Origin of the sequence: Streptomyces sp. NRRL F-5123 (assembly GCF_000721495.1) — a bacterium.
In the GTDB taxonomy this organism is placed as follows: domain Bacteria; phylum Actinomycetota; class Actinomycetes; order Streptomycetales; family Streptomycetaceae; genus Actinacidiphila.
This window is the reverse complement of sequence record NZ_JOHY01000011.1, coordinates 125,389-143,049: the sequence shown is the minus strand read 5'-3', so window position 1 is coordinate 143,049 and position 17,661 is coordinate 125,389. Positions and strand designations below refer to the sequence as shown.

Sequence of the window (17,661 nt, the reverse complement as noted above, 5' to 3'; positions counted from 1 at the left end):
GAGGGTCACCTGCGCACCCTAAGGCCTCGGCCGGCGGCGGCCGCGCGCCCGGGTCCCGCGGCGGATCCCCTACGCGAGCAGGTCCTCCGCCCAGTACCTGCCGGCCGCCGCGGGCGCGGGCGGGCAGGCGAAGAGGCCCGAACCGACGTGCTGGATGTACTCGTTGAGCGCGTCGTGCGCGCCCAGCTTCGTCTGCAGCGGCACGAACTGCTTGCGCGGGTCCTTCTGGTAGGCGATGAAGAACAGGCCCGCGTCCAGTTCGCCGGTGGCGGGCACGATGCCGTCGGTGAAGGAGTAGCCGCGGCGCAGGATGCGCAGCCCCGCGTTGTTCTCGTGCGCGGCGAGCCGGATGTGCGCGCCCGCGGGGATGACGGTCCCGCCGTCCGCCTTCTTCGCCGTGAAGTCCGGCTGGTCGGTCTCCTTCTTTCCGGTCAGCGGCGCGCCGGTGTACTTCGCCCGGCCGAAGACGTCCTCCTGGTCGGACAGGAAGTCGCGGTCCCACGCCTCGATGCGCATCCGGATGCGGCGCGCGACGAGGTAGCTGCCGCCGCGCATCCACGGCTGGTCGGTCTCGGAGCCGACCCACACGTGCCCGTCCATGAGGCTCTTGTCGTCACCGGCGATGTTGCGGGTGCCGTCCTTGAAGCCCATGAGGTTGCGCGGGGTCTCCTTGCCGCCGCCGTTGCCGGTGGCGTTGCCGAAGCCGAGCTGCGACCAGCGCATGACGACCGTGCCGCGGCCGATACGGGCCAGGTTGCGGATGACGTGGAAGGCCACGATCGGGTCGTCGGCGCAGGCCTGGATGGCGAGGTCGCCGCCCGAGCGGTCGGCGTCGAGGTTCTCCGGCGGCAGCTTGGGCAGGTCGGCGAGGGCCGCGGGGCGGCGCCCGGCCAGGCCGAAGCGCTCGTCGAAGAGGGACGGGCCCAGGCCCAGGGTGATCGTCAGGTTGGCGGGGGAGAGCCCGTACGCCTCGCCGGTGTCGGCGGGCGGCGCGGCCGGGTTGTCGTTGTCGCCGGGCACAGTCCTGCCCTGCGCCATCGCGGCGGCCGCGGCGGTCCACTGCTGGAGCAGGGTGCGCAGGGCGGCGCGGTTCTCCTCGACGGAGCCGCTGACCGTCAGGTCGTAGGTGGCGAAGGCCAGCCGGTCCTGGGCGGGTGTGGCGATACCCGCCTGGTGGGTGCCGTAGAAGGGCACGGTGGCGGAGTCGGCCTTGGCCGGGGACTTGGCGTCGTCGTCGCTGCATCCGGCGAGCGCCGCGCCCGCGGAGCCCGCCAGGGCCGCGCCGCCGAGGGTGGCGAGCAGGCCCCGGCGGGTGGTGCCCGGCGCGCCCATCAGCCGTTCACCTTCCCGGCGACCTGCGAGAGCGGCTCGGCCAGCGCGTCGACCTTCTGGGTGAGCGCGCGCCGCTTGTCGTCGCCGACGGTGGAGTAGTCGACGAAGCCGCTGCCCTGCTTGTACGGCTGGAGGGCGTCGAGCACGGCGGTGAACTGCGTGCTGACGCTGCTCGACAAGGTCGCGTCGATCTTGTCGAGCGCGGGCTTGAGCAGGTCGAACGCCTTCTGGGCTCCGATGACGTTGGCCTCGAAGTCCGACAGGTCGGTGTGGCTGTAACGGTCCTCCTCGCCGGTGACCTTGCTGGCGGCGACCTCGTCGAGGAGCCCGGTGGCGCCGTTGGCGAGCTGGGCGGGCTGGTAGGTGGTGGTGGCCACGAGCGTCCTGAGCCTGGCGACGTCCGCGTCGAGCTTGTCGGCGACCGGCTTCATGCCGGCCAGCGACTTGTCCTGCCACAGGGCCTTCTCCAGCCGGTGGAAGCCGGTCCACTTCGAGGCGTCGGTGACGTCGTCCTCGCGCGCGTCGAGGTCCGGGTCGAGGTCGCCGAAGCTCTCCGCGACCGGCTCGACCTCCTCGTAGAAGGAGCGTGCGTGCGCGAAGGACGCCTTGGCCTTCTCGACGTCCCCGGCGCGCACCGCGTCGGTGAAGGTCTTCGTGGCGGGCAGCAGCTTGTCGACCTCGGCGACGACGTACGCCTGGTAGCCGGTGGTGGCCTGGGTCAGCAGGGCCTTGACGGCCGGGTCCTGGGCGGGTGCGGCGGCCGCGCCGGTCACCGTGAAGGCGGTCTTCTCAGTCTTCGCGTTGGGGCAGTACATCTGGTACTTGCCGCCCTTGAGGGTCAGCGAGAAGCTGCCGGACAGGCCCGGGGTCAGGTTCTCCTTCTCGCCGATGATGGTGTCGCCGCTGAGCAGCTCAGCCTCGGTGACCTTGTTCGCGCTGACGTTCTTGATCTGGAAGGTGACGGGGCCCGCGGGCACGGACGCGGGGGAGGGCGTGCAGCCGTCGTCGGTGAGGTTGACGGTGACCTTCGGGGAGCCCTTGGGCGCGCTGTCGTCCTTGCTCTTCGCACACCCGGTGGCGACCAGCCCGGCGATGGCCAGCAGGCCGGTGGCCCGCAGCACGCGGGGGGTGGTGGTGGACATGGACATGGACGGGCGCTCCTAGGACGAGTCAGCGAAGAGGGGACGAGGAAGAGGAGGGCAGGTCAGCTGCCGGGCACCACGGCGGGCGGCAGGTCAGCTGCCGGGCGCCGCGGCGGGCTTGGGGGCCGGGCGCTTGCCGCCGCGCGGCCAGGCCACGAACGCGAGCATCGGCAGGGCGTAGACCAGCCACACCGTGACCTCGGCGGTGGTCGGTCCCGGCTGCACCCCGAGCACACCGGTCAGCAGCGAGGACAGCACGGTGCCGGGCCGGACCAGCCAGCTCAGGTCGAGCGCCTGGGACTGGCCCGCGTCGAGCCAGCCCGCCTCGTGCGCGGTGTGCGCGACCGTCATCACGAGCCCGGCCGCGACGAGCACGAGCACCAGGCCGGTGATCTTGAAGAAGCGGCCCATGTTGAACTTCACGCCGCCGCGGTAGATGCCGTAGCCGATGACGACCGCGATCGCGATGCCGATCAGCGCGCCCGTGGTGCCGGTGCCGACGCTCGCGCTGTTCTGGATGACCGAGACCAGGAAGACCGCGGTCTCGAACCCCTCGCGCAGGACCGCGAGGAAGGCCATCAGCACCAGCGCCCGGGCCGAGCCCTGGGCGAGCGCGCTCGCGGCCTGGCCCTCCAGCTCGCGCTTCATGCCGCGGGCGTGCTTGTTCATCCACAGGATCATGCCGGTGACCATGACGACGGCGAGGGCGCCGATGACCGTCTCCATCGCCTCCTGCTGCTGCTGCGGCAGCTCGCGGGAGAGCGTGACGAGGCCGATCCCGATGGCCAGGCACACCGTGACCGCGACGGCCACGCCGATCCAGACCTGGCGCAGCGCGTCGCGGCGGCCGTTGCGACCCAGGAAGGCGGCGATGATGCCCACGATGAGGGACGCCTCGATGCCTTCTCGCAAGCCGATGACGAGAGTGGGGATCACCTGATTGGTCCTTCCGGGACACGGCACCTGTGCTGGGGTGAGGGTACCCTAACCGGAAGATTGTAAGGTGAGCCTGACCTAATAAAACCGTGCACGGCCTTCGTGCCCCGGCTGTACGGCGGGGGCCCACCCGCCGTACAGCGGCTCACGGCCGGGCGCGGCCGCGGCCGGCCGGGCTACCGCCGGGCGAGCGACGCCCGCAGCCGGTCCAGCGACCAGTCCAGGTCGTCCTTCGAGATGACCAGCGGCGGCGCCAGCCGGATCGTCTCGGTGTGGGTGTCCTTGACGAGCACCCCGCGCGTCAGCAGGTCCTCCGAGACGGCCCGGCCCGTACCGCGCTCCGGCGGGATGTCGAGGCCCGCCCACAACCCGCGGCCGCGCACCTGCGTCAGCAGGCCCGCGCCCAGCAGCCCGGCCAGCTCGGCGTGCAGGTGGTCGCCCAGCTCGGCGGCCCGCCCCTGGTATTCGCCGCTGCGCAGCATCGCGACGACCTCCAGGCCGACCGCACAGGCCAGCGGGTTGCCGCCGAAGGTCGAGCCGTGCTCGCCGGGCCTGAAGACGCCCAGCACCTCGCGCGAGGACACCACCGCCGAGACCGGCACCACGCCGCCGCCGAGCGCCTTGCCCAGCACGTACACGTCTGGCACGACGCCCTCGTGCTCGCACGCGAACGTACGCCCGGTGCGGCCCAGGCCCGACTGGATCTCGTCGGCGACGAAGAGCACCCCGCGCTCCGCGGTGACCCGCCGCACCCCGGCGAGGTAGCCCGGCGGCGGCACGAGCACGCCCGCCTCGCCCTGGATCGGCTCCAGCAGCACCGCCACCGTCGAGTCGTCGACGGCCGCCTCCAGCGCGGCCAGGTCGCCGTAGGGCACGACCTCGAAGCCGGGGGTGTACGGGCCGAAGTCCGCGCGGGCCTCCGGGTCGGTGGAGAAGCTGATGATCGTGGTCGTCCGGCCGTGGAAGTTGCCGTCCGCCACGATGATCTTCGCCTGCCCGTCCGGCACGCCCTTGACGCGGTAGCCCCACTTGCGGGCGGTCTTGACGGCCGTCTCCACCGCCTCCGCGCCCGTGTTCATGGGCAGCACCATCTCCATGCCGCACAGCTCGGCCAGCTCGGCGCAGAAGCGCGCGAAGCGGTCGTGATGGAAGGCCCGCGAGGTCAGCGTGACCCGCTCCAGCTGCGCCTTCGCGGCGGCGACGAGCCGCGGGTGGGCGTGCCCGAAGTTCAGCGCCGAGTAACCGGCGAGCATGTCCACGTAGCGGCGGCCCTCGACGTCGGTGACCCACGCGCCCTCCGCCTCGGCGATCACCACGGGCAGCGGATGGTAGTTGTGCGCGCTGTGCGCCTCGGCCTCGGCGATCTGCCGCTCGGTGGCCGTACCCCCCTGAGGGCCGGGTGTGCTGCTGGTCCGCTGCGTCACTGCGTACTCCGTTCGTCGTGCGTCGGGAGCCAGGCGGCGGGCGTACGGCCCGGGGTCGGGCCGCGGCGCGGGCCTGGAGGGGGCGGGGTGGTGCCCCCAGCGCATTCCTCTGGTGTTTCTATCGTCGCTCACCGGGACCCGCGCGAAACCTTCCCGCGCCCGCGCTCTCGCGCCGCAGATCCGCCCGCCGGGATCGGGGGTACGGCTCCGCTGCCCGACCTGAGAGAATGGTGGACATGGCCTCTCGTCCCCGCGCCCTCTCGGGCATCCAGCCCACCGCCGGTTCCTTCCACCTGGGCAATTACCTCGGTGCGATCCGGCAGTACGTGGCGCTCCAGGAATCCCACGACGCCTTTTACATGGTCGTGGACCTGCACGCGATCACGGTGCCGCAGGATCCCGCGGAGCTGCGCGCGAACACCCGGCTGGCCGCCGCCCAGCTGCTGGCGGCGGGGCTCGACCCGGACCGCTGCACGCTCTTCGTCCAGAGCCATGTGCCCGAGCACGCGCAGCTCGGCTGGGTCATGAACTGCATCACGGGCTTCGGTGAGGCCTCCCGTATGACGCAGTTCAAGGACAAGTCCGCGCGGCACGGCGCCGACCGCGCCACCGTCGGCCTGTTCACGTACCCGATCCTCCAGGTCGCCGACATCCTGCTCTACCAGGCGGACGCGGTGCCGGTCGGCGAGGACCAGCGCCAGCACATCGAGCTGACGCGCGACCTGGCCGAGCGCTTCAACGGCCGCTTCGGGCAGACGTTCACGATCCCGGCGCCGCACATCGTCCGGGAGACGGCGAAGATCTACGACCTCCAGGACCCGAGCGCCAAGATGAGCAAGTCCGCGGCGACCCCGAAGGGTCTGGTCAACCTGCTCGACGACCCGAAGGTCTCGGCGAAGAAGTTCCGCAGCGCCGTCACCGACACCGACACGGTCATCCGGTACGACGAAAAGGAAAAGCCGGGCGTCAGCAATCTGCTCACCATTCACTCCGCCCTCACCGGTACCGGAATTCCGGAACTGGAACGACAGTACGAGGGCAAGGGCTACGGTGCGCTCAAGACCGACCTCGCGGAGATCTTCGTGGAGTGGGTCACGCCCTTCCACGAGCGCACGAAGGAGTATCTGGGAGACCCGGAGACACTGGACTCGGTCCTCGCCAAGGGCGCCGAGAAGGCCAGGGCCGTGGCGGCGGAGACGCTGGCCGCGGCGTACGACCGGATCGGTTTCGTGCCCGCCAAGCACTGACCGCGGCGGGACGGGGAGGGTCGGCGGGCCCGGCCGGGCGAACGGGGCTTCCGGGGGAAAGGCACGCACCCGCGCGCTCGCGGGCAGGGCACCGACCTGGGGGAAAGGGGTGAACGCATGGAGACCACCACGACGATCGGCGTGTCCCTCGCGGTCCCGGAGCCGTACGGACGGCTGCTCCAGGAGCGGCGCGCCGGATTCGGCGACCCGGCCGCGTACGCCATCCCCACCCATGTGACGCTGCTGCCGCCCACCGAGGTCCGCCCCGCCGAGCTGCCGCCCTTCCGCCGCCACCTCGCCGAGGTCGCCGCCGAGGGCCGCCCCTTCGCGATGCGGCTGCACGGCACGGACACCTTCCGCCCGCTGTCCCCGGTGGTCTACGTCCGGCTCGCCGAGGGCGCCGCGGACTGCGCGGACCTCCAGGAACGGCTGCGCTCCGGCCCCGTCGAGCGGGAGCTGCAATTCCCTTACCACCCGCACGTCACCGTCGCCCACGCCATCCCCGAGCCTGCCCTGGACCGCGCCCAGCGCGAGCTGGCCGACTTCGCCGCCGACTGGACCGCGACCGGCTTCGCCCTCTACGAGCAGGGCGGTGACGGCGTGTGGCGCAAGATGCGCGAATACCCTTTCGGCGCTGAGCCCCCGTCCCCTGCCGTCCCCCACCAGGGCACGGTCCGCACGGCGGCGAGCCCGTTCTGAGCACCCGGGCCCGGCGCTCAGGCCCGGTCGGTGTCCTCCGGCACCGCGACCCGGACCTCGTGCAGCCCGGCCCGCTCCAGTTCCTCGACGAGGACCGCGAGCAGCCCCGCGCGCATCGGCCCGGGTATCTCGCCCTTGCAGTCCAGGTAGATCCAGGGACCGCGCGGTGAGTGCCGCACCTCGGAGAAGTAGTTCGGCGTGTACAGGCCCGTCTCGTCCGCCGCGTCCTCGTCGGCGTACTCACGCCCGTCCTCGGCGACGAGCATGAAGCGCTCGCAGGCGCGCTCCAGCGCCCGCGCGGCGGGCCCCGGGTCGGCCGCACCCAGGACGATCAGCGACTCGTTCGCGCACGCCCTGCCGCTTTCGAGCGCGAAGACCGCCGGGTCGATCTCGATTCCCATCCCTCTGCCCCCCTGCCCGCCCGTCTCCACGGGCCGTGATCCTGACGTCCGATCAGAAACGTAGCCGCTGCCACTGACAGCGCGCCGCGAGCCGGGGGCCGCGCGCGGACCTCCTTGACAGCTCCACCGGCGGATGCCAGTTTGTATCGATCCAATGTAGCGATACAAATTCTGCCCGGAGCCCCGCCATGCCCGACACCCCCACGGCCACCGCCGCCACCGCCGTGATCAACCTCGACCTCGAAGGCCCCCGTATCAGCCGCCACCTCTACGGGCATTTCGCCGAGCACCTCGGCCGCTGCGTCTACGGCGGGTTCTGGGTCGGCGAGGACTCGCCGGTCCCGAACGAGGGCGGCATCCGGCTCGACGTCGTCGAGGCGCTGCGCGCGCTGGGCATCCCCAACCTGCGCTGGCCGGGCGGCTGCTTCGCCGACGAATACCACTGGAAGGACGGCGTCGGCCCGCGCGCGGACCGGCCCCGCATGGTCAACACCCACTGGGGCAACGTCGAGGAGAACAACCACTTCGGCACGCACGAGTTCATGGCCCTGTGCGAGCTGCTGGGCGCCGAGCCGTACATCAACGGCAACGTCGGCAGCGGCACCGTGCAGGAGATGAGCGAGTGGGTCGAGTACCTGACGCGGGACGGCGACAGCCCCATGGTGCGGCTGCGCAAGGCCAACGGGCGCGACGAGCCGTGGCGGGTCCCCTTCTGGGGCATCGGCAACGAGACGTGGGGCTGCGGCGGCAACATGCGGGCGGAGTTCTCCGCCGACCTCGCCCGGCAGTACGCCACCTACTGCCGCGACCACGGCGGCAACACCCTCTACCGCATCGCGTCCGGAGCCAACAGCGACGACTACCAGTGGACCGAGACGCTCATGCGGCAGATCAGCTGCTTCGGCTGCGAGGCCACCCCGCGCACCTTCTTCCAGGGCCTGTCCGTCCACCACTACACCCTGGCCGGGCCGTGGGAGGCGAAGGGCAGCGCGACCGGCTTCGACACCGCCGACTACTACCGCACGATGGCCTCGGCCCGCCGCATCGACCGCATCCTCACCGGCCACTCCGCCGTCATGGACGTCTACGACCCGGGCCGCACGGTCGGCCTCGTCCTCGACGAGTGGGGCACGTGGTGGGACGTCGAGCCCGGCACCAACCCCGGCTTCCTCTTCCAGCAGAACACGATGCGCGACGCCCTCGTCGCCTCCACCCACTTCGACATCTTCCACCGGCACGCCGCCCGCCTGGTCATGGCGAACATCGCGCAGACCGTCAACGTCCTCCAGGCGATGCTGCTGACGGACGGCGACGCGCTCGTGCGCACCCCCACCTACCATGTCTTCGAGATGAACAGGGGACACCACGACGCCGCCTCGCTCGCCGTCCATCTGCGGACCACGTCGGGCACCGCCCGCCGCACCGTGGGGGACACCGAGCTGGACACGCTGTCCGCGTCGGCGAGCGTCAAGGACGGCAGGCTGCTGGTCTCGCTCAGCAACCTGGACGCCGAGCAGAGCGCCGAGATCACCCTCGACCTGCGCGGCGGCGGCGTCGGCACGCCGACCGCCCGGCTGCTCACCGCACCCCGGGTACAGGCCCACAACACCCCCGCCGAGCCGGACGCGGTCGCACCGCGCGCCTTCGACGAGGTCGCGATCACCGGGCGCGGGCTCACCCTCACCCTGCCCCCGCACTCCTTCCTGACGCTCAGCGCCCCGCTGGCGGCCTGACCGGATGACGGGATGACGGCATGACGACGATCCAGGACGTCGCGAAGGCGGCCGGGGTCTCACCGATGACGGTCTCCAACGTCATCAACGGCCACCCCAACGTCCGCCCCGCGACCGCCGCCAAGGTCCGCGACGCGATGGCCGCGCTCGGCTACCGGGTCAACGTCGCCGCCCGCAACCTGCGCAGAGGCCGCACCGGCACCATCGGCCTCGCCGTCCCGGAGATCAACCGCCCCTACTACGGGCGGCTGGCCGCCGCCGTCATCACCGCCGCCGCGCGGCACGGGCTGCGGGTCGGCATCGAGCAGACGGGCGCGGTGCGGGAGAACGAGGTCGCGGCGCTGGAGCTGTCCCGCACCCGGCTCTACGACGGGCTCATCCTCAGCGCGGTCGGCATGGGCGCGGCCGACACGGAGTGGTTGAAGGTCGACCACCCGGTGGTGCTGCTGGGCGAGCGCATCTTCGGGGGGCCCGTCGACCATGTCGCCATGCCCAACGCGGAGGCCGCGCGCGCCGCGACCGCGCATCTGGCCGAGCGGGGCTGCCGCCGGATCGCGATCGTGTGCGGGCCGGTCGGCCCCGGGCCGGGCGTGTCCGCGCTGCGGCTGGCCGGCTACCGGCAGGCCCTCGCGGACGCGGGCCTGCCCGCCGACCCCGCCCTCGTCCGCACCGCGCCCGAGCTGACGATGGCGGCGGGCGCGGCCTGCGCGCGGGAGCTGGCGGACGCGGGGGCCGGCGTGGACGGCGTCTTCTGCGTGACGGACACCGTCGCGATGGGGGTGCTGCGCGGGCTCGCCGACCGTGGGCTGCGGGTGCCGCGGGACGTCAAGGTCATCGGTTTCGACGACATCGACGAGGCCGCCTTCCTCGTCCCGTCCCTGTCGACGGTGGACCCGGACCACGACGCGATGGCCCGCCGCACGGTGGAGCTGCTGGTCCGGCGGCTGGAAGGCCCGGGGGCGGCGCCGGAGGAGGCCGTGGGGCCGTTCTCGCTGGTCGTGCGGGAGTCGACGGGGGGCTGACGGGGCTCACAGGGCTGGCGGGGCCGACACGGCGGTGCCCCGCCGGGATCGCCGGCGGGGCACCGCTCACGTCAGGGGCGGTCAGCGGTGGCTGCGGCCCCAGGACTCGGTGTCGACGACGTGCCCGCGGGCGTCGCGCAGGGTCGCGCTGTCGCCGCCGCGATCCCACATCGAGCGGTTGCCGCCCTGGTAGAGGTCGCGGTAGGTGTCGCGCCCGCGGCCGCTGTGGACGCGCAGCGACTCGTGCGCGCGCAGCGTGACGTGGCCGAAGCGGTAGACGTGGTGGTCGGCGTCGCTGAGCGTCCAGCGGTCGAGGCTGACGGCGCGGCGGCCCTCGTTGGTGACCGTGATCCACTCGTCGTTCAGCCCGCGGGCCGAGCGCGCGTCGCGCGTGTGGTGGACGCTGCCGAGGGCGACCTGCGCGCCCATCTGCTGGTGCCGCCCGTGCTGGTCGCGCTGCCCGTGCTGATCGGACTGCCCGTGCTGATCGGGCTGGTCGCGCTGCTGGCGCTGCCCGTGCTGATCGGGCTGGTCGTGCTGCCCGTGCTGCTGGCGCTGCCCGTGCTGATCGGGCTGGTCGTGCTGCCCGTGCTGCTCGTGCTGTCCGTGCCGCCCGTGCTCTGCGGGCGCGGCGGACGCCGGGAGCGCGGCGACGGTGAGGAGCGCGCCGGCCGCGAGTACGGTCGCGGCCAGGCGGGATGCGATACGGGACACGTGGTCCCCTTTCGTGTTGGTGCTGTTCTTCGTGGCCCGGCGCGGGATGGCCGTGCCGGGGACCACACGGTCGCTCCGGCACCCCTGTGGCGTGCGGAAGGGCGGCACCGTGTTACCGATTCCGGACAATTCCGTAATCGTCGGCTGCGTGGCGCACGTGATCACCGGTTCGGTGTGTCGTTCGTACGACCCGCACGAAACCGCGTGCGCCCGGCATGCGGTGCCCGGCGGCCGCCGGTCCGCCACCCCGCGGGCCACCCCGAACGCCCGCCCGGGCGGCGGGCGGCCGGCGGCCGGGATCGGTAACAGCTCAGCGGCGGTGGGAGACGGCCAGCTCGACGAGGTAGCGCTTCGTCACCCGGCCCCCGTACCGCCCGTCGATGAGGGCGCCGAGGCAGCCCAGCAGGCCTCTGCGGGCGGGCTCGGGGAGGGCGCGGTGGCCGGAGTAGGTGCGGAGCAGGTCGAGGTACTCCGCGGTGGTGTACGTCAGGTCGCGCTCGTAGCGGCGGAAGAGGGTCGGGCCGAAGCGGCGGCTGCGCGCGACCTCGACGGCGTGGTCGGAGCCGTCGACGTCGGCCGAGGCGGGCGGCCGCAGGCCCGGCTCGGTGGCCGGGTCGAAGCGCTCGTAGCATCCTTGCGCCTCGGCGAAGAAGTCCTCGGTGCCGCCCCGTACGTGCTGCGTGCGGACGACGGCGAGCGCCCCGCCCGCCCGCAGCGCGTCGGCGGCCTTCGCCACCCGTACCGCCGGGTCGATCCAGTGGAAGGCCGTCGCGGCGAGCACCGTGTCGTACGGCTCCGCGGGCAGCTGCCACCCCTCGAACGCCGCCGTCACGACCTCGGCGTCCGCCCCCAGCCTGCGGCGCGCGACCTCGGCCATCCGCGCCCCCGCCTCCACCGCCGTGACCCGGCATCCGCGCGCGGTCAGCGGCACGGTCGCCTGCCCCGTCCCGCACCCCACCTCCAGCACCCGGCTCCCGGGCACCGCCCCCGCGAGCCGCGCGAGGTCCCCGTACATCCGCTCCGGATAGCCGGGCCGGGCCCGGTCGTACCGCGCCGCGTCCTCGTCGTCGCCGTCGAACGTCCGCGCCAGCTCCGCCCGCCGCGCCTGCGCCGGGCGGTCGTCGCGCACCACTTACGGCGTCCAGCGCAGCGTCATGTCGGGCAGCTTCTCCATGTTGCGCTCCCCGTCGTTCGTGTCGAGCACGGTGAAGCCGTGCCGCGCGTAGAAGGCCCGCGCCTCGGTGTTCTGCTGGAAGACGTGCAGTGACAGCCCGCCGGGGCTGTGCCGTCTGACTTCGTCGAGCAGGAGCGTGCCGATGCCCTGCCGCCGCGCCTCGGGCCGCAGGTACAGCGCATCGAGCATGTCGCCGTCGAGCGCCGCGTACCCCACGACCGCCCCGCCGTCGCGCTCCGCGACCCACACCCGGCACTCCTCGAGCACGATCTCCCGTACCCAGCGGGCCACTTCGCCGTGCGTCCGCACCTGCGGCGGCAGGTACGGCATCGTGCCGGCCCGCGAGTCCATGTGCACCCGTGCGATGACGTCGGCGTCTGCCGCCGCCGCCGTCCGTACGATGACCCTGCCGCTCGCCTCGTCTGATTCCCCCACGCGCGCGACGCTACCGCCCGCACCCGGTGCGGCTCCACCGGTTAACCCCACGGGGTGCCTCTTCCCGCCGTGGCGGGACCGTTCCCTTTCGCCGTGGCTGGTCGCGCAGTTCTCCCCCGGGCTTCGCCCGGGAGGTGCCCCCACGCGCCCCTGGTGGGCTGGGCTCTGCGCGCGGAGTGCGCGTTTTCAGGGGCGCGGGGAACTGCGCGGGCAACCACCCACCGGCGGACGGTCGCGCGGCGGACCGCACCCCGCAGCCCCGGGCGTCCCCGCTGAAGGCCAGCCGCTAGAGATCAGCCGCGTGGATGTGGACCGGCAGGTCCGAACGCGAGATCGCCGTCCGCTCGAAGGGCAGGCCGATCTTCTCGGCGACCCGCCGCGACGCCGCGTTGTCGGGCCGGATGATCGCGATCAACCGCTTCGCGTCGAGCACGTCACGCGCGAAGTCCCGGCAGGCGGCCGCCGCTTCCGTGGCGTAGCCGTGGCCCTGGAGGGCGGCGCGGACGTGGTAGCCGACCTCGATCTCCGTGACGCCCTCGATGAGTTGCGGGGTGAGCCCGCAGTCGCCGACGAAGGCGCCGGTGTCGCGGAGGGTGACGATCCACAGGCCGTGCCCCGCCTCGCGGTAGAGGCGGCGGTTCCACGCGATCCAGTCGGCGGCCTCCTCCCGCGACTTGGGCCGCGGGTAGTGCCGCATGACGTCGGGGTCGCCGAGCAGCGCGGCCATCGCGTCGAGGTCGGCCTCGGTCATCTGCCGGAACGAGAGCCGTGCGGTGGGCAGCGGCACCAGGTCCTGGGACAGCAAAGCGGCCTCCTTCCGGCGGATGAGCAGCGACACTACACGCTCCGTGTACGGCGAACCGTTTTGCCCGGCGCGTCGGGGTGTGCCTAATGTCCCTGGTCATGACCGCCACGCACCCCGTCCCCGTGACCCTCACCGGCCGCACCGTCCGGCTCGAACCGCTCACGCCCGCACACCTGCCCGACCTGTTCGCCGCGGGCGGCGGGGACGAGGAGGTGTGGCGCTGGCAGGGTGGACCGGCCCCGCGCACCGAGGACGAACTCGCGCAGCGCCTGCGGATCGTCCTGGAGGGGCCGTACGTGCCCTTCGCCGTCGTCCACCTGCCGTCGGGCCGGGCGGTCGGCTGGACGACGTACATGGACGTCGCCGTCCCCGACGAGCGGCTGGAAATCGGCTGGACGTGGTACGGCCGCGCGTACTGGCGCAGCTCCGTCAACACCGAGGCCAAGCTCCTGCTGCTGGCGCACGCGTTCGAGGAGCTGGGCATGGGCCGCGTCCAGCTCAAGACCGACCACCTCAACCTCCGCTCCCAGGCGGCCATCGCCCGCCTCGGCGCGCAGCGCGAGGGCGTCCTGCGCCGCCACCGCCGCCGCCCGGACGGCACCTGGCGCGACACCGTCTACTTCTCGGTCCTGGCCGACGAGTGGCCCGCGGCGAAGGCCGCCCTCACCGCCCGCCTGGCGTCGCACGAGAGCTGAGCGCTCAGCCCGGGAACGCCCCGGTCACAGCACTAGCGCTGCCGCAGCTCCAGCTCCGGTGCGGGTTCCCGGCTGACGGGCGCCTCGCGCGCGGGCTCACGGCGCAGGGCGCGCAGACCGCGGATGCCGAGGACGCCGATCGCGGTGCCGAGGACCGTGGAGACCACCGCGAGGGTGAGGTGGATCCAGAAGTAGGCGGTCGGCGACCCGTGGTCGCCGTCGTGGAAGGCCAGGCCGCTGGTGTCCTTCCACAAATTCTTGACAAAGGTGGTCCAGACGATCCAGGACCAGACCCCGAAGGCGGCGAGGAACCAGGAGACCGGGCGACTGAGCTTCATACGTCCCAGTATGTGCCGCGGCGCGCGGCGGCTCGGCGGCGGGGGAGGGGGGTGGTCCGGGACCTGGGGGGCGCGCGGACATCTTCGCCCTGTACGTTCGGGCGGGTGCTGACGTCTCTCACCGGACCTGACCGCCCCGCGAGGCCGCGCGCCGCCCGGCGACGCCGAGTCGCGGGGGCCCTCGCGAGCCTCGCTGCCGCCGCACTGCTGGGCGGCACCGTCTGCGCGGGGACGGCGGGCGCCGCGCCCGCCCGCGCCCCCAAGACCCCGCAGCCGCCGGCGCAGATGTCGACGGTCGGCGGGGACCGGCTGGGGGTGCCCGGCACCCAGGTGGATCTGTCGGCGGGAGCCCCGGCGCTGCCCGCCAAGCTGACCGCCCGCTCGTGGCTGATCGCGGACGCGGAGACCGGCGACATCCTCGCGGAACACAACGCGCACTGGCAGCTGCCCCCGGCCAGCACCCTGAAGATGCTCTTCGCGGACACCGTGCTGCCGAAGTTCCCGCAGACGCAGACGCATGTCGTCGCCGCCGGTGACCTCAAGGGCATGGGCGAGGGCAGCAGCCTGGTCGGCATACAGGAGAACCACCCGTACACGGTCAAGGACCTGTGGCTCGGCGTCTTCCTGCGCTCGGGCAACGACGCGGTGCACGTCCTGGCGGCGATGAACGGCGGCGTGCCGAAGACGGTTGCCGACATGAACGCCATGGCCAAGGAGCTGCAGGCGAACGACACCAACGTCGTCACGCCGGACGGCTACGACGAGCCGGGCCAGCACAGCAGTGCGTACGACCTGACGCTCTTCGCCCGCCAGGGCCTGCTGAACGCCGACTTCCGCGCGTACTGCTCGACGGTCGTCGCGCAGTTCCCCGGGGACTTCACGAAGGACAAGAAGACCGGCAAGAAGGTCCGTGAGTCCTTCCAGATCCAGAACACCGACCGCCTGCTGAGCGGCGACTACGACCTGAAGCGCTACTCCGGTATCGCCGGTGTGAAGAACGGCAACACCACGAACGCGGGCGCCACCTACACCGGTGTCGCCCAGCGGGGCGGCCGGACGCTGCTGGTCACGGTCATGAACCCGGCCCCCGGCCACAACAACGTCTACCGCGAGGCCGCCTCGCTGCTGGACTGGGGCTTCAAGACCGGCACCACGGCCAAGCCGGTCGGCACGCTGGTGCCGCCGCTGAGCCAGGTCAAGGCGTCGCAGGAGGCAGCGGCCTCGGCCAGCGCGGCCGCGAAGGCCCCGGCCGGGCACGTGGACGCCTCGGCGAACGCGACCTCGTCCTCCTCCGGCGGTATCTGGACGGCCGCGGGCATCGCGCTGGGCACGGTCGTGGTGCTGGGTGCGGTCGTGGCCGTCATCCGCCGCCGGCGCCCGCTGCCGGGAGCGGCGGGCGGGTCCGGCATCGGCTCCGGCACCGGGTCCGGCGAACCGCGCACCCCGGGCGACTCGGGCGGCGGGCGGCGCCGCGGCCACCGCAGACGCTGAGCCCCGCGGGGGCGGGGAGGGCCGGCGACTCGGCCGTCAGCCCAGCTCGCGGGTCATGAAGGTGCTGTACGGGTCGGGCCGGTAGTCGCCGAAGGGCGGGCACTCGGTGAAGCCGAACTTCGCGTAGAGCCTGCGCGCGGGCAGGAACGGTTCGTCGCTGCCCGTCTCCAGGCTCAGCCGGGTGAAGCCCATCCCGGCGGCCTCGCCGAGGATGTGCGTGAGCAGCAGCGACGCGACGCCGCCGCGCTGCCGCGCGGGCCGGGTGCGCATCGACTTCAGCTCGGCGTGCCGCGCGTCGAGCGCCTTGAGGGCGCCGCAGCCGACGACGGGGCCGCTGCCGTCGTCGCCGTCCCGTACCGACCAGAAGGTGACGCCGGGCGCCCGCAGGGCGTCGAGGTCCAGGGCGTGGGTGCTCTCGGGCGGCGAGAGGGAGCGCATGTGCGCCAGGTGCTCGTGGAGGAAGTCGGCTATCTCGGGGCCCGAGAGGTCGTCTGTCGCGATGTGCATGCGGTGCGGGGTCTTTCGTCCGTCGTTCGTCCGCCGCGTCGTACGGGCGGACCGGCCCGGGTGGCGGGCGGCTGCCTGAATTCTCCCCTCCGTTTGTTACGGGCGGATCTCGGGGGCTTCCCCCGGCGGCGGCGACGCCTTCCAGCGGGTCGCCCCGCCGCCCTCCTCGGGGAGCGGCGGGTGGGGGCCCAGCGGCTCGGGCGGGTAGCGCGGGGTGACGGTCCAGGCGGCGCAGAACAGCAGCAGCTTGGCCATGAAGTTGAACCACAGCAGCAGCGCGATGGGCGTGCCGAAGGCCCCGTAGATGTTGCGTCCGGCGACGCGCTGGAGGTAGCCGGACAGGGCGACCTTCAGGATCTCGAGGCCGGCGGCCCCGATCGTCGCGGCCACCACCACGGCCTGCCGGGGCGGGTCGACGCCGGGCGTGAGCGTGAGCAGGTACACAAGGATGAGGAAGTCGGCGGTCACCGCCAGCAGGTAGCCGACGATCGCCAGCGCGACGCGCCCGGCACCGTGCTCGGACAGGCCGATGCGGTCTGCGGTCCAGTTGACGGCGGTGGTGGCGAAGCCGGACGCACCGAGCGAGACGAGCGCGGCGACGCCGAGGCCCAGCAGGATCACGGCGTCCTTGAGCTTGGCCTTCACCGGGTTGGGGTGCACGTTGTCCTTGCGCCACACCGCGCGCAGGCAGTCCCGCAGCGAGCTGACCCAGCCGATGCCGGTGAAGAGCAGCACGCCGGAGGCGATGAGGCCGACCGTGCCCGCGTTGGCGACCAGGCCGTGGACGTCGATCTGGTCGGCGATGCCGGGAATCTGGTCGATGAGCTTGTTCTCCAGCCGGTTCAGCTGCCCCTGCGACAGCAGGGCCGCGCCCACCGCGGCCGCGACCGTGATCAGCGGGAAGAGCGCCAGGAAGCTGGTGAAGGTCATCGCGGCCGCCAGCCGCGTCCAGTGCACGTCCTGGAGATGGTCGAAGGCGCGGTAGGCGTGGGTGCGCATCGCGCGTTCGACGCGCGGCTTGACGCGGTGGTCGTACCACGGCCCGAGCCGTGGACCGATCCACGGGATACGGGTCAGCCAGTCCATGTGGGTCGGCTACCCTCGTCGGCCCGCCGCACGCCGCGACTGCGCCGGGTGGCGGTACGGAAGACCAGCGTGCGGGTGCCCCAGAAACGCAGCGCCGTCGCCAGCGCCATGCCGATCACCCCGCCCGACAGGACGTCGGCCCGCGCGCCGGTGAGGCCCAGCGCGTAGTGCGACACGGCGAGGCACAGCAGCTGCACGCCCGCGCCCGCCGCGTTGACGGCGAAGAAGACGCCGTAGCGGCGCACCCGCGGGGTGGCCAGGACGCGGCGCCGGTACGTACCCAGCGCGTTGCCGTTGTACGCCACGCCGCAACCGGCGAGGAAGGACAGCGCCTTGGCGGAGAGCGGGCCGAGCCCGGCGTGGCCGCGCAGCCAGATGAAAAGGGCCAGGTCCGCGGCATAGGCGGCGCCCCCGGCGAGGGCGAATCCGGCGATCTCCGGGAACATGGACCGCAGCCGCGCCGGGAAGAGGGCGGCGATT

General features: G+C 73.0%; 19 protein-coding genes. 6 read left to right on the top strand and 13 right to left on the bottom strand.

The features are described 5' to 3' along the window. Window positions 1-69: 69 nt before the first annotated feature. The 4 genes from efeB to rocD all read right to left on the bottom strand — a co-directional run bounded on the left by efeB (window position 70) and on the right by rocD (window position 4,834). Window positions 70-1,332, bottom strand: a complete 1,263-nt coding sequence (efeB, locus tag IH54_RS0113490) for an iron uptake transporter deferrochelatase/peroxidase subunit (protein ID WP_043180743.1) — start codon at window positions 1,330-1,332, stop codon at window positions 70-72. Next, window positions 1,332-2,480 carry an iron uptake system protein EfeO gene (efeO, locus tag IH54_RS0113485; RefSeq protein WP_199923383.1) on the bottom strand — a complete coding sequence of 383 codons (1,149 nt, stop codon included), beginning with the start codon at window positions 2,478-2,480 and terminating at the stop codon, window positions 1,332-1,334. Before efeO ends, efeB begins: the two co-directional genes overlap by 1 nt. Before the next feature lie 87 nt (window positions 2,481-2,567). Continuing rightward, a complete protein-coding gene (efeU, locus tag IH54_RS0113480; RefSeq protein ID WP_031516338.1) occupies window positions 2,568-3,410 on the bottom strand; it encodes an iron uptake transporter permease EfeU in 843 nt (280 codons plus the stop codon). Between the two features lie 176 nt (window positions 3,411-3,586). Further along, the gene (gene rocD / locus IH54_RS0113475; protein ID WP_052397392.1) at window positions 3,587-4,834 is read right to left on the bottom strand and encodes an ornithine--oxo-acid transaminase; all 1,248 of its coding nucleotides are present in this window, start codon (window positions 4,832-4,834) and stop codon (window positions 3,587-3,589) included. A gap of 227 nt (window positions 4,835-5,061) precedes the next feature. Here rocD and trpS point away from each other — a divergent pair, with 227 nt between their 5' ends. After that, window positions 5,062-6,081, top strand: a complete 1,020-nt coding sequence (trpS, locus tag IH54_RS0113470) for a tryptophan--tRNA ligase (RefSeq protein WP_420711743.1) — start codon at window positions 5,062-5,064, stop codon at window positions 6,079-6,081. A 117-nt stretch (window positions 6,082-6,198) separates the two neighbouring features. Then, window positions 6,199-6,780: a 2'-5' RNA ligase family protein gene (locus IH54_RS0113465; protein WP_031516332.1), complete on the top strand. Its 582-nt coding sequence runs from the start codon at window positions 6,199-6,201 to the stop codon at window positions 6,778-6,780. Between the two features lie 17 nt (window positions 6,781-6,797). Here IH54_RS0113465 and IH54_RS0113460 read toward each other — a convergent pair whose 3' ends face one another. Next, complete coding sequence (locus IH54_RS0113460) at window positions 6,798-7,181, bottom strand: hypothetical protein (RefSeq protein ID WP_031516330.1); 384 nt, start codon at window positions 7,179-7,181, stop codon at window positions 6,798-6,800. A gap of 188 nt (window positions 7,182-7,369) precedes the next feature. On the opposite strand from IH54_RS0113460, the gene IH54_RS0113455 reads away from it, so the two are divergent. Together IH54_RS0113455 and IH54_RS0113450 are read left to right on the top strand one after the other, a co-directional pair. Then, window positions 7,370-8,914, top strand: coding sequence for an alpha-N-arabinofuranosidase (locus IH54_RS0113455; protein WP_031516328.1), 1,545 nt, complete (start codon window positions 7,370-7,372; stop codon window positions 8,912-8,914). A 20-nt stretch (window positions 8,915-8,934) separates the two neighbouring features. After that, on the top strand, window positions 8,935-9,936 hold the full coding sequence (locus tag IH54_RS0113450; protein ID WP_031516326.1) for a LacI family DNA-binding transcriptional regulator: 1,002 nt from the start codon (window positions 8,935-8,937) through the stop codon (window positions 9,934-9,936). An 81-nt stretch (window positions 9,937-10,017) separates the two neighbouring features. Here the strand turns inward: IH54_RS0113450 and IH54_RS46780 are convergent, their stop codons facing one another. From IH54_RS46780 to IH54_RS0113430, 4 genes are all read right to left on the bottom strand, one after another. Continuing rightward, on the bottom strand, window positions 10,018-10,650 hold the full coding sequence (locus tag IH54_RS46780; protein ID WP_234343496.1) for a lamin tail domain-containing protein: 633 nt from the start codon (window positions 10,648-10,650) through the stop codon (window positions 10,018-10,020). 310 nt (window positions 10,651-10,960) lie between these two features. Beyond that, a complete protein-coding gene (locus IH54_RS0113440) occupies window positions 10,961-11,779 on the bottom strand; it encodes a class I SAM-dependent methyltransferase (RefSeq protein WP_031516322.1) in 819 nt (272 codons plus the stop codon). Window positions 11,780-11,782: 3 nt separating this feature from the next. Next, window positions 11,783-12,259 carry a GNAT family N-acetyltransferase gene (locus IH54_RS0113435; RefSeq protein ID WP_052397391.1) on the bottom strand — a complete coding sequence of 159 codons (477 nt, stop codon included), beginning with the start codon at window positions 12,257-12,259 and terminating at the stop codon, window positions 11,783-11,785. Window positions 12,260-12,545: 286 nt separating this feature from the next. Beyond that, window positions 12,546-13,097, bottom strand: coding sequence for a GNAT family N-acetyltransferase (locus IH54_RS0113430; RefSeq protein WP_199923382.1), 552 nt, complete (start codon window positions 13,095-13,097; stop codon window positions 12,546-12,548). A gap of 65 nt (window positions 13,098-13,162) precedes the next feature. Here IH54_RS0113430 and IH54_RS0113425 point away from each other — a divergent pair, with 65 nt between their 5' ends. Next, entirely contained in the window at window positions 13,163-13,759 is a 597-nt protein-coding gene (locus IH54_RS0113425; RefSeq protein WP_031516315.1) for a GNAT family N-acetyltransferase, read from the top strand. A 32-nt stretch (window positions 13,760-13,791) separates the two neighbouring features. On the opposite strand, the gene IH54_RS0113420 is transcribed toward IH54_RS0113425, so the two are convergent. Then, a complete protein-coding gene (locus IH54_RS0113420; RefSeq protein ID WP_031516313.1) occupies window positions 13,792-14,097 on the bottom strand; it encodes an SCO4848 family membrane protein in 306 nt (101 codons plus the stop codon). 105 nt (window positions 14,098-14,202) lie between these two features. On the opposite strand from IH54_RS0113420, the gene IH54_RS0113415 reads away from it, so the two are divergent. Further along, window positions 14,203-15,588: a D-alanyl-D-alanine carboxypeptidase family protein gene (locus IH54_RS0113415; RefSeq protein WP_420711742.1), complete on the top strand. Its 1,386-nt coding sequence runs from the start codon at window positions 14,203-14,205 to the stop codon at window positions 15,586-15,588. Window positions 15,589-15,624: 36 nt separating this feature from the next. Here the strand turns inward: IH54_RS0113415 and IH54_RS0113410 are convergent, their stop codons facing one another. From IH54_RS0113410 to IH54_RS0113400, 3 genes are all read right to left on the bottom strand, one after another. After that, entirely contained in the window at window positions 15,625-16,095 is a 471-nt protein-coding gene (locus IH54_RS0113410) for a GNAT family N-acetyltransferase (RefSeq protein WP_031516309.1), read from the bottom strand. Window positions 16,096-16,191: 96 nt separating this feature from the next. Next, window positions 16,192-17,181 (bottom strand): YihY/virulence factor BrkB family protein, encoded by a 990-nt coding sequence (locus tag IH54_RS0113405; RefSeq protein WP_063762291.1) that lies wholly within the window; start codon window positions 17,179-17,181, stop codon window positions 16,192-16,194. Beyond that, window positions 17,169-17,627 carry a GtrA family protein gene (locus tag IH54_RS0113400; protein ID WP_043180739.1) on the bottom strand — a complete coding sequence of 153 codons (459 nt, stop codon included), beginning with the start codon at window positions 17,625-17,627 and terminating at the stop codon, window positions 17,169-17,171. The genes IH54_RS0113405 and IH54_RS0113400 overlap by 13 nt, the downstream gene beginning before the upstream one ends. Window positions 17,628-17,661 lie beyond the last annotated feature (34 nt).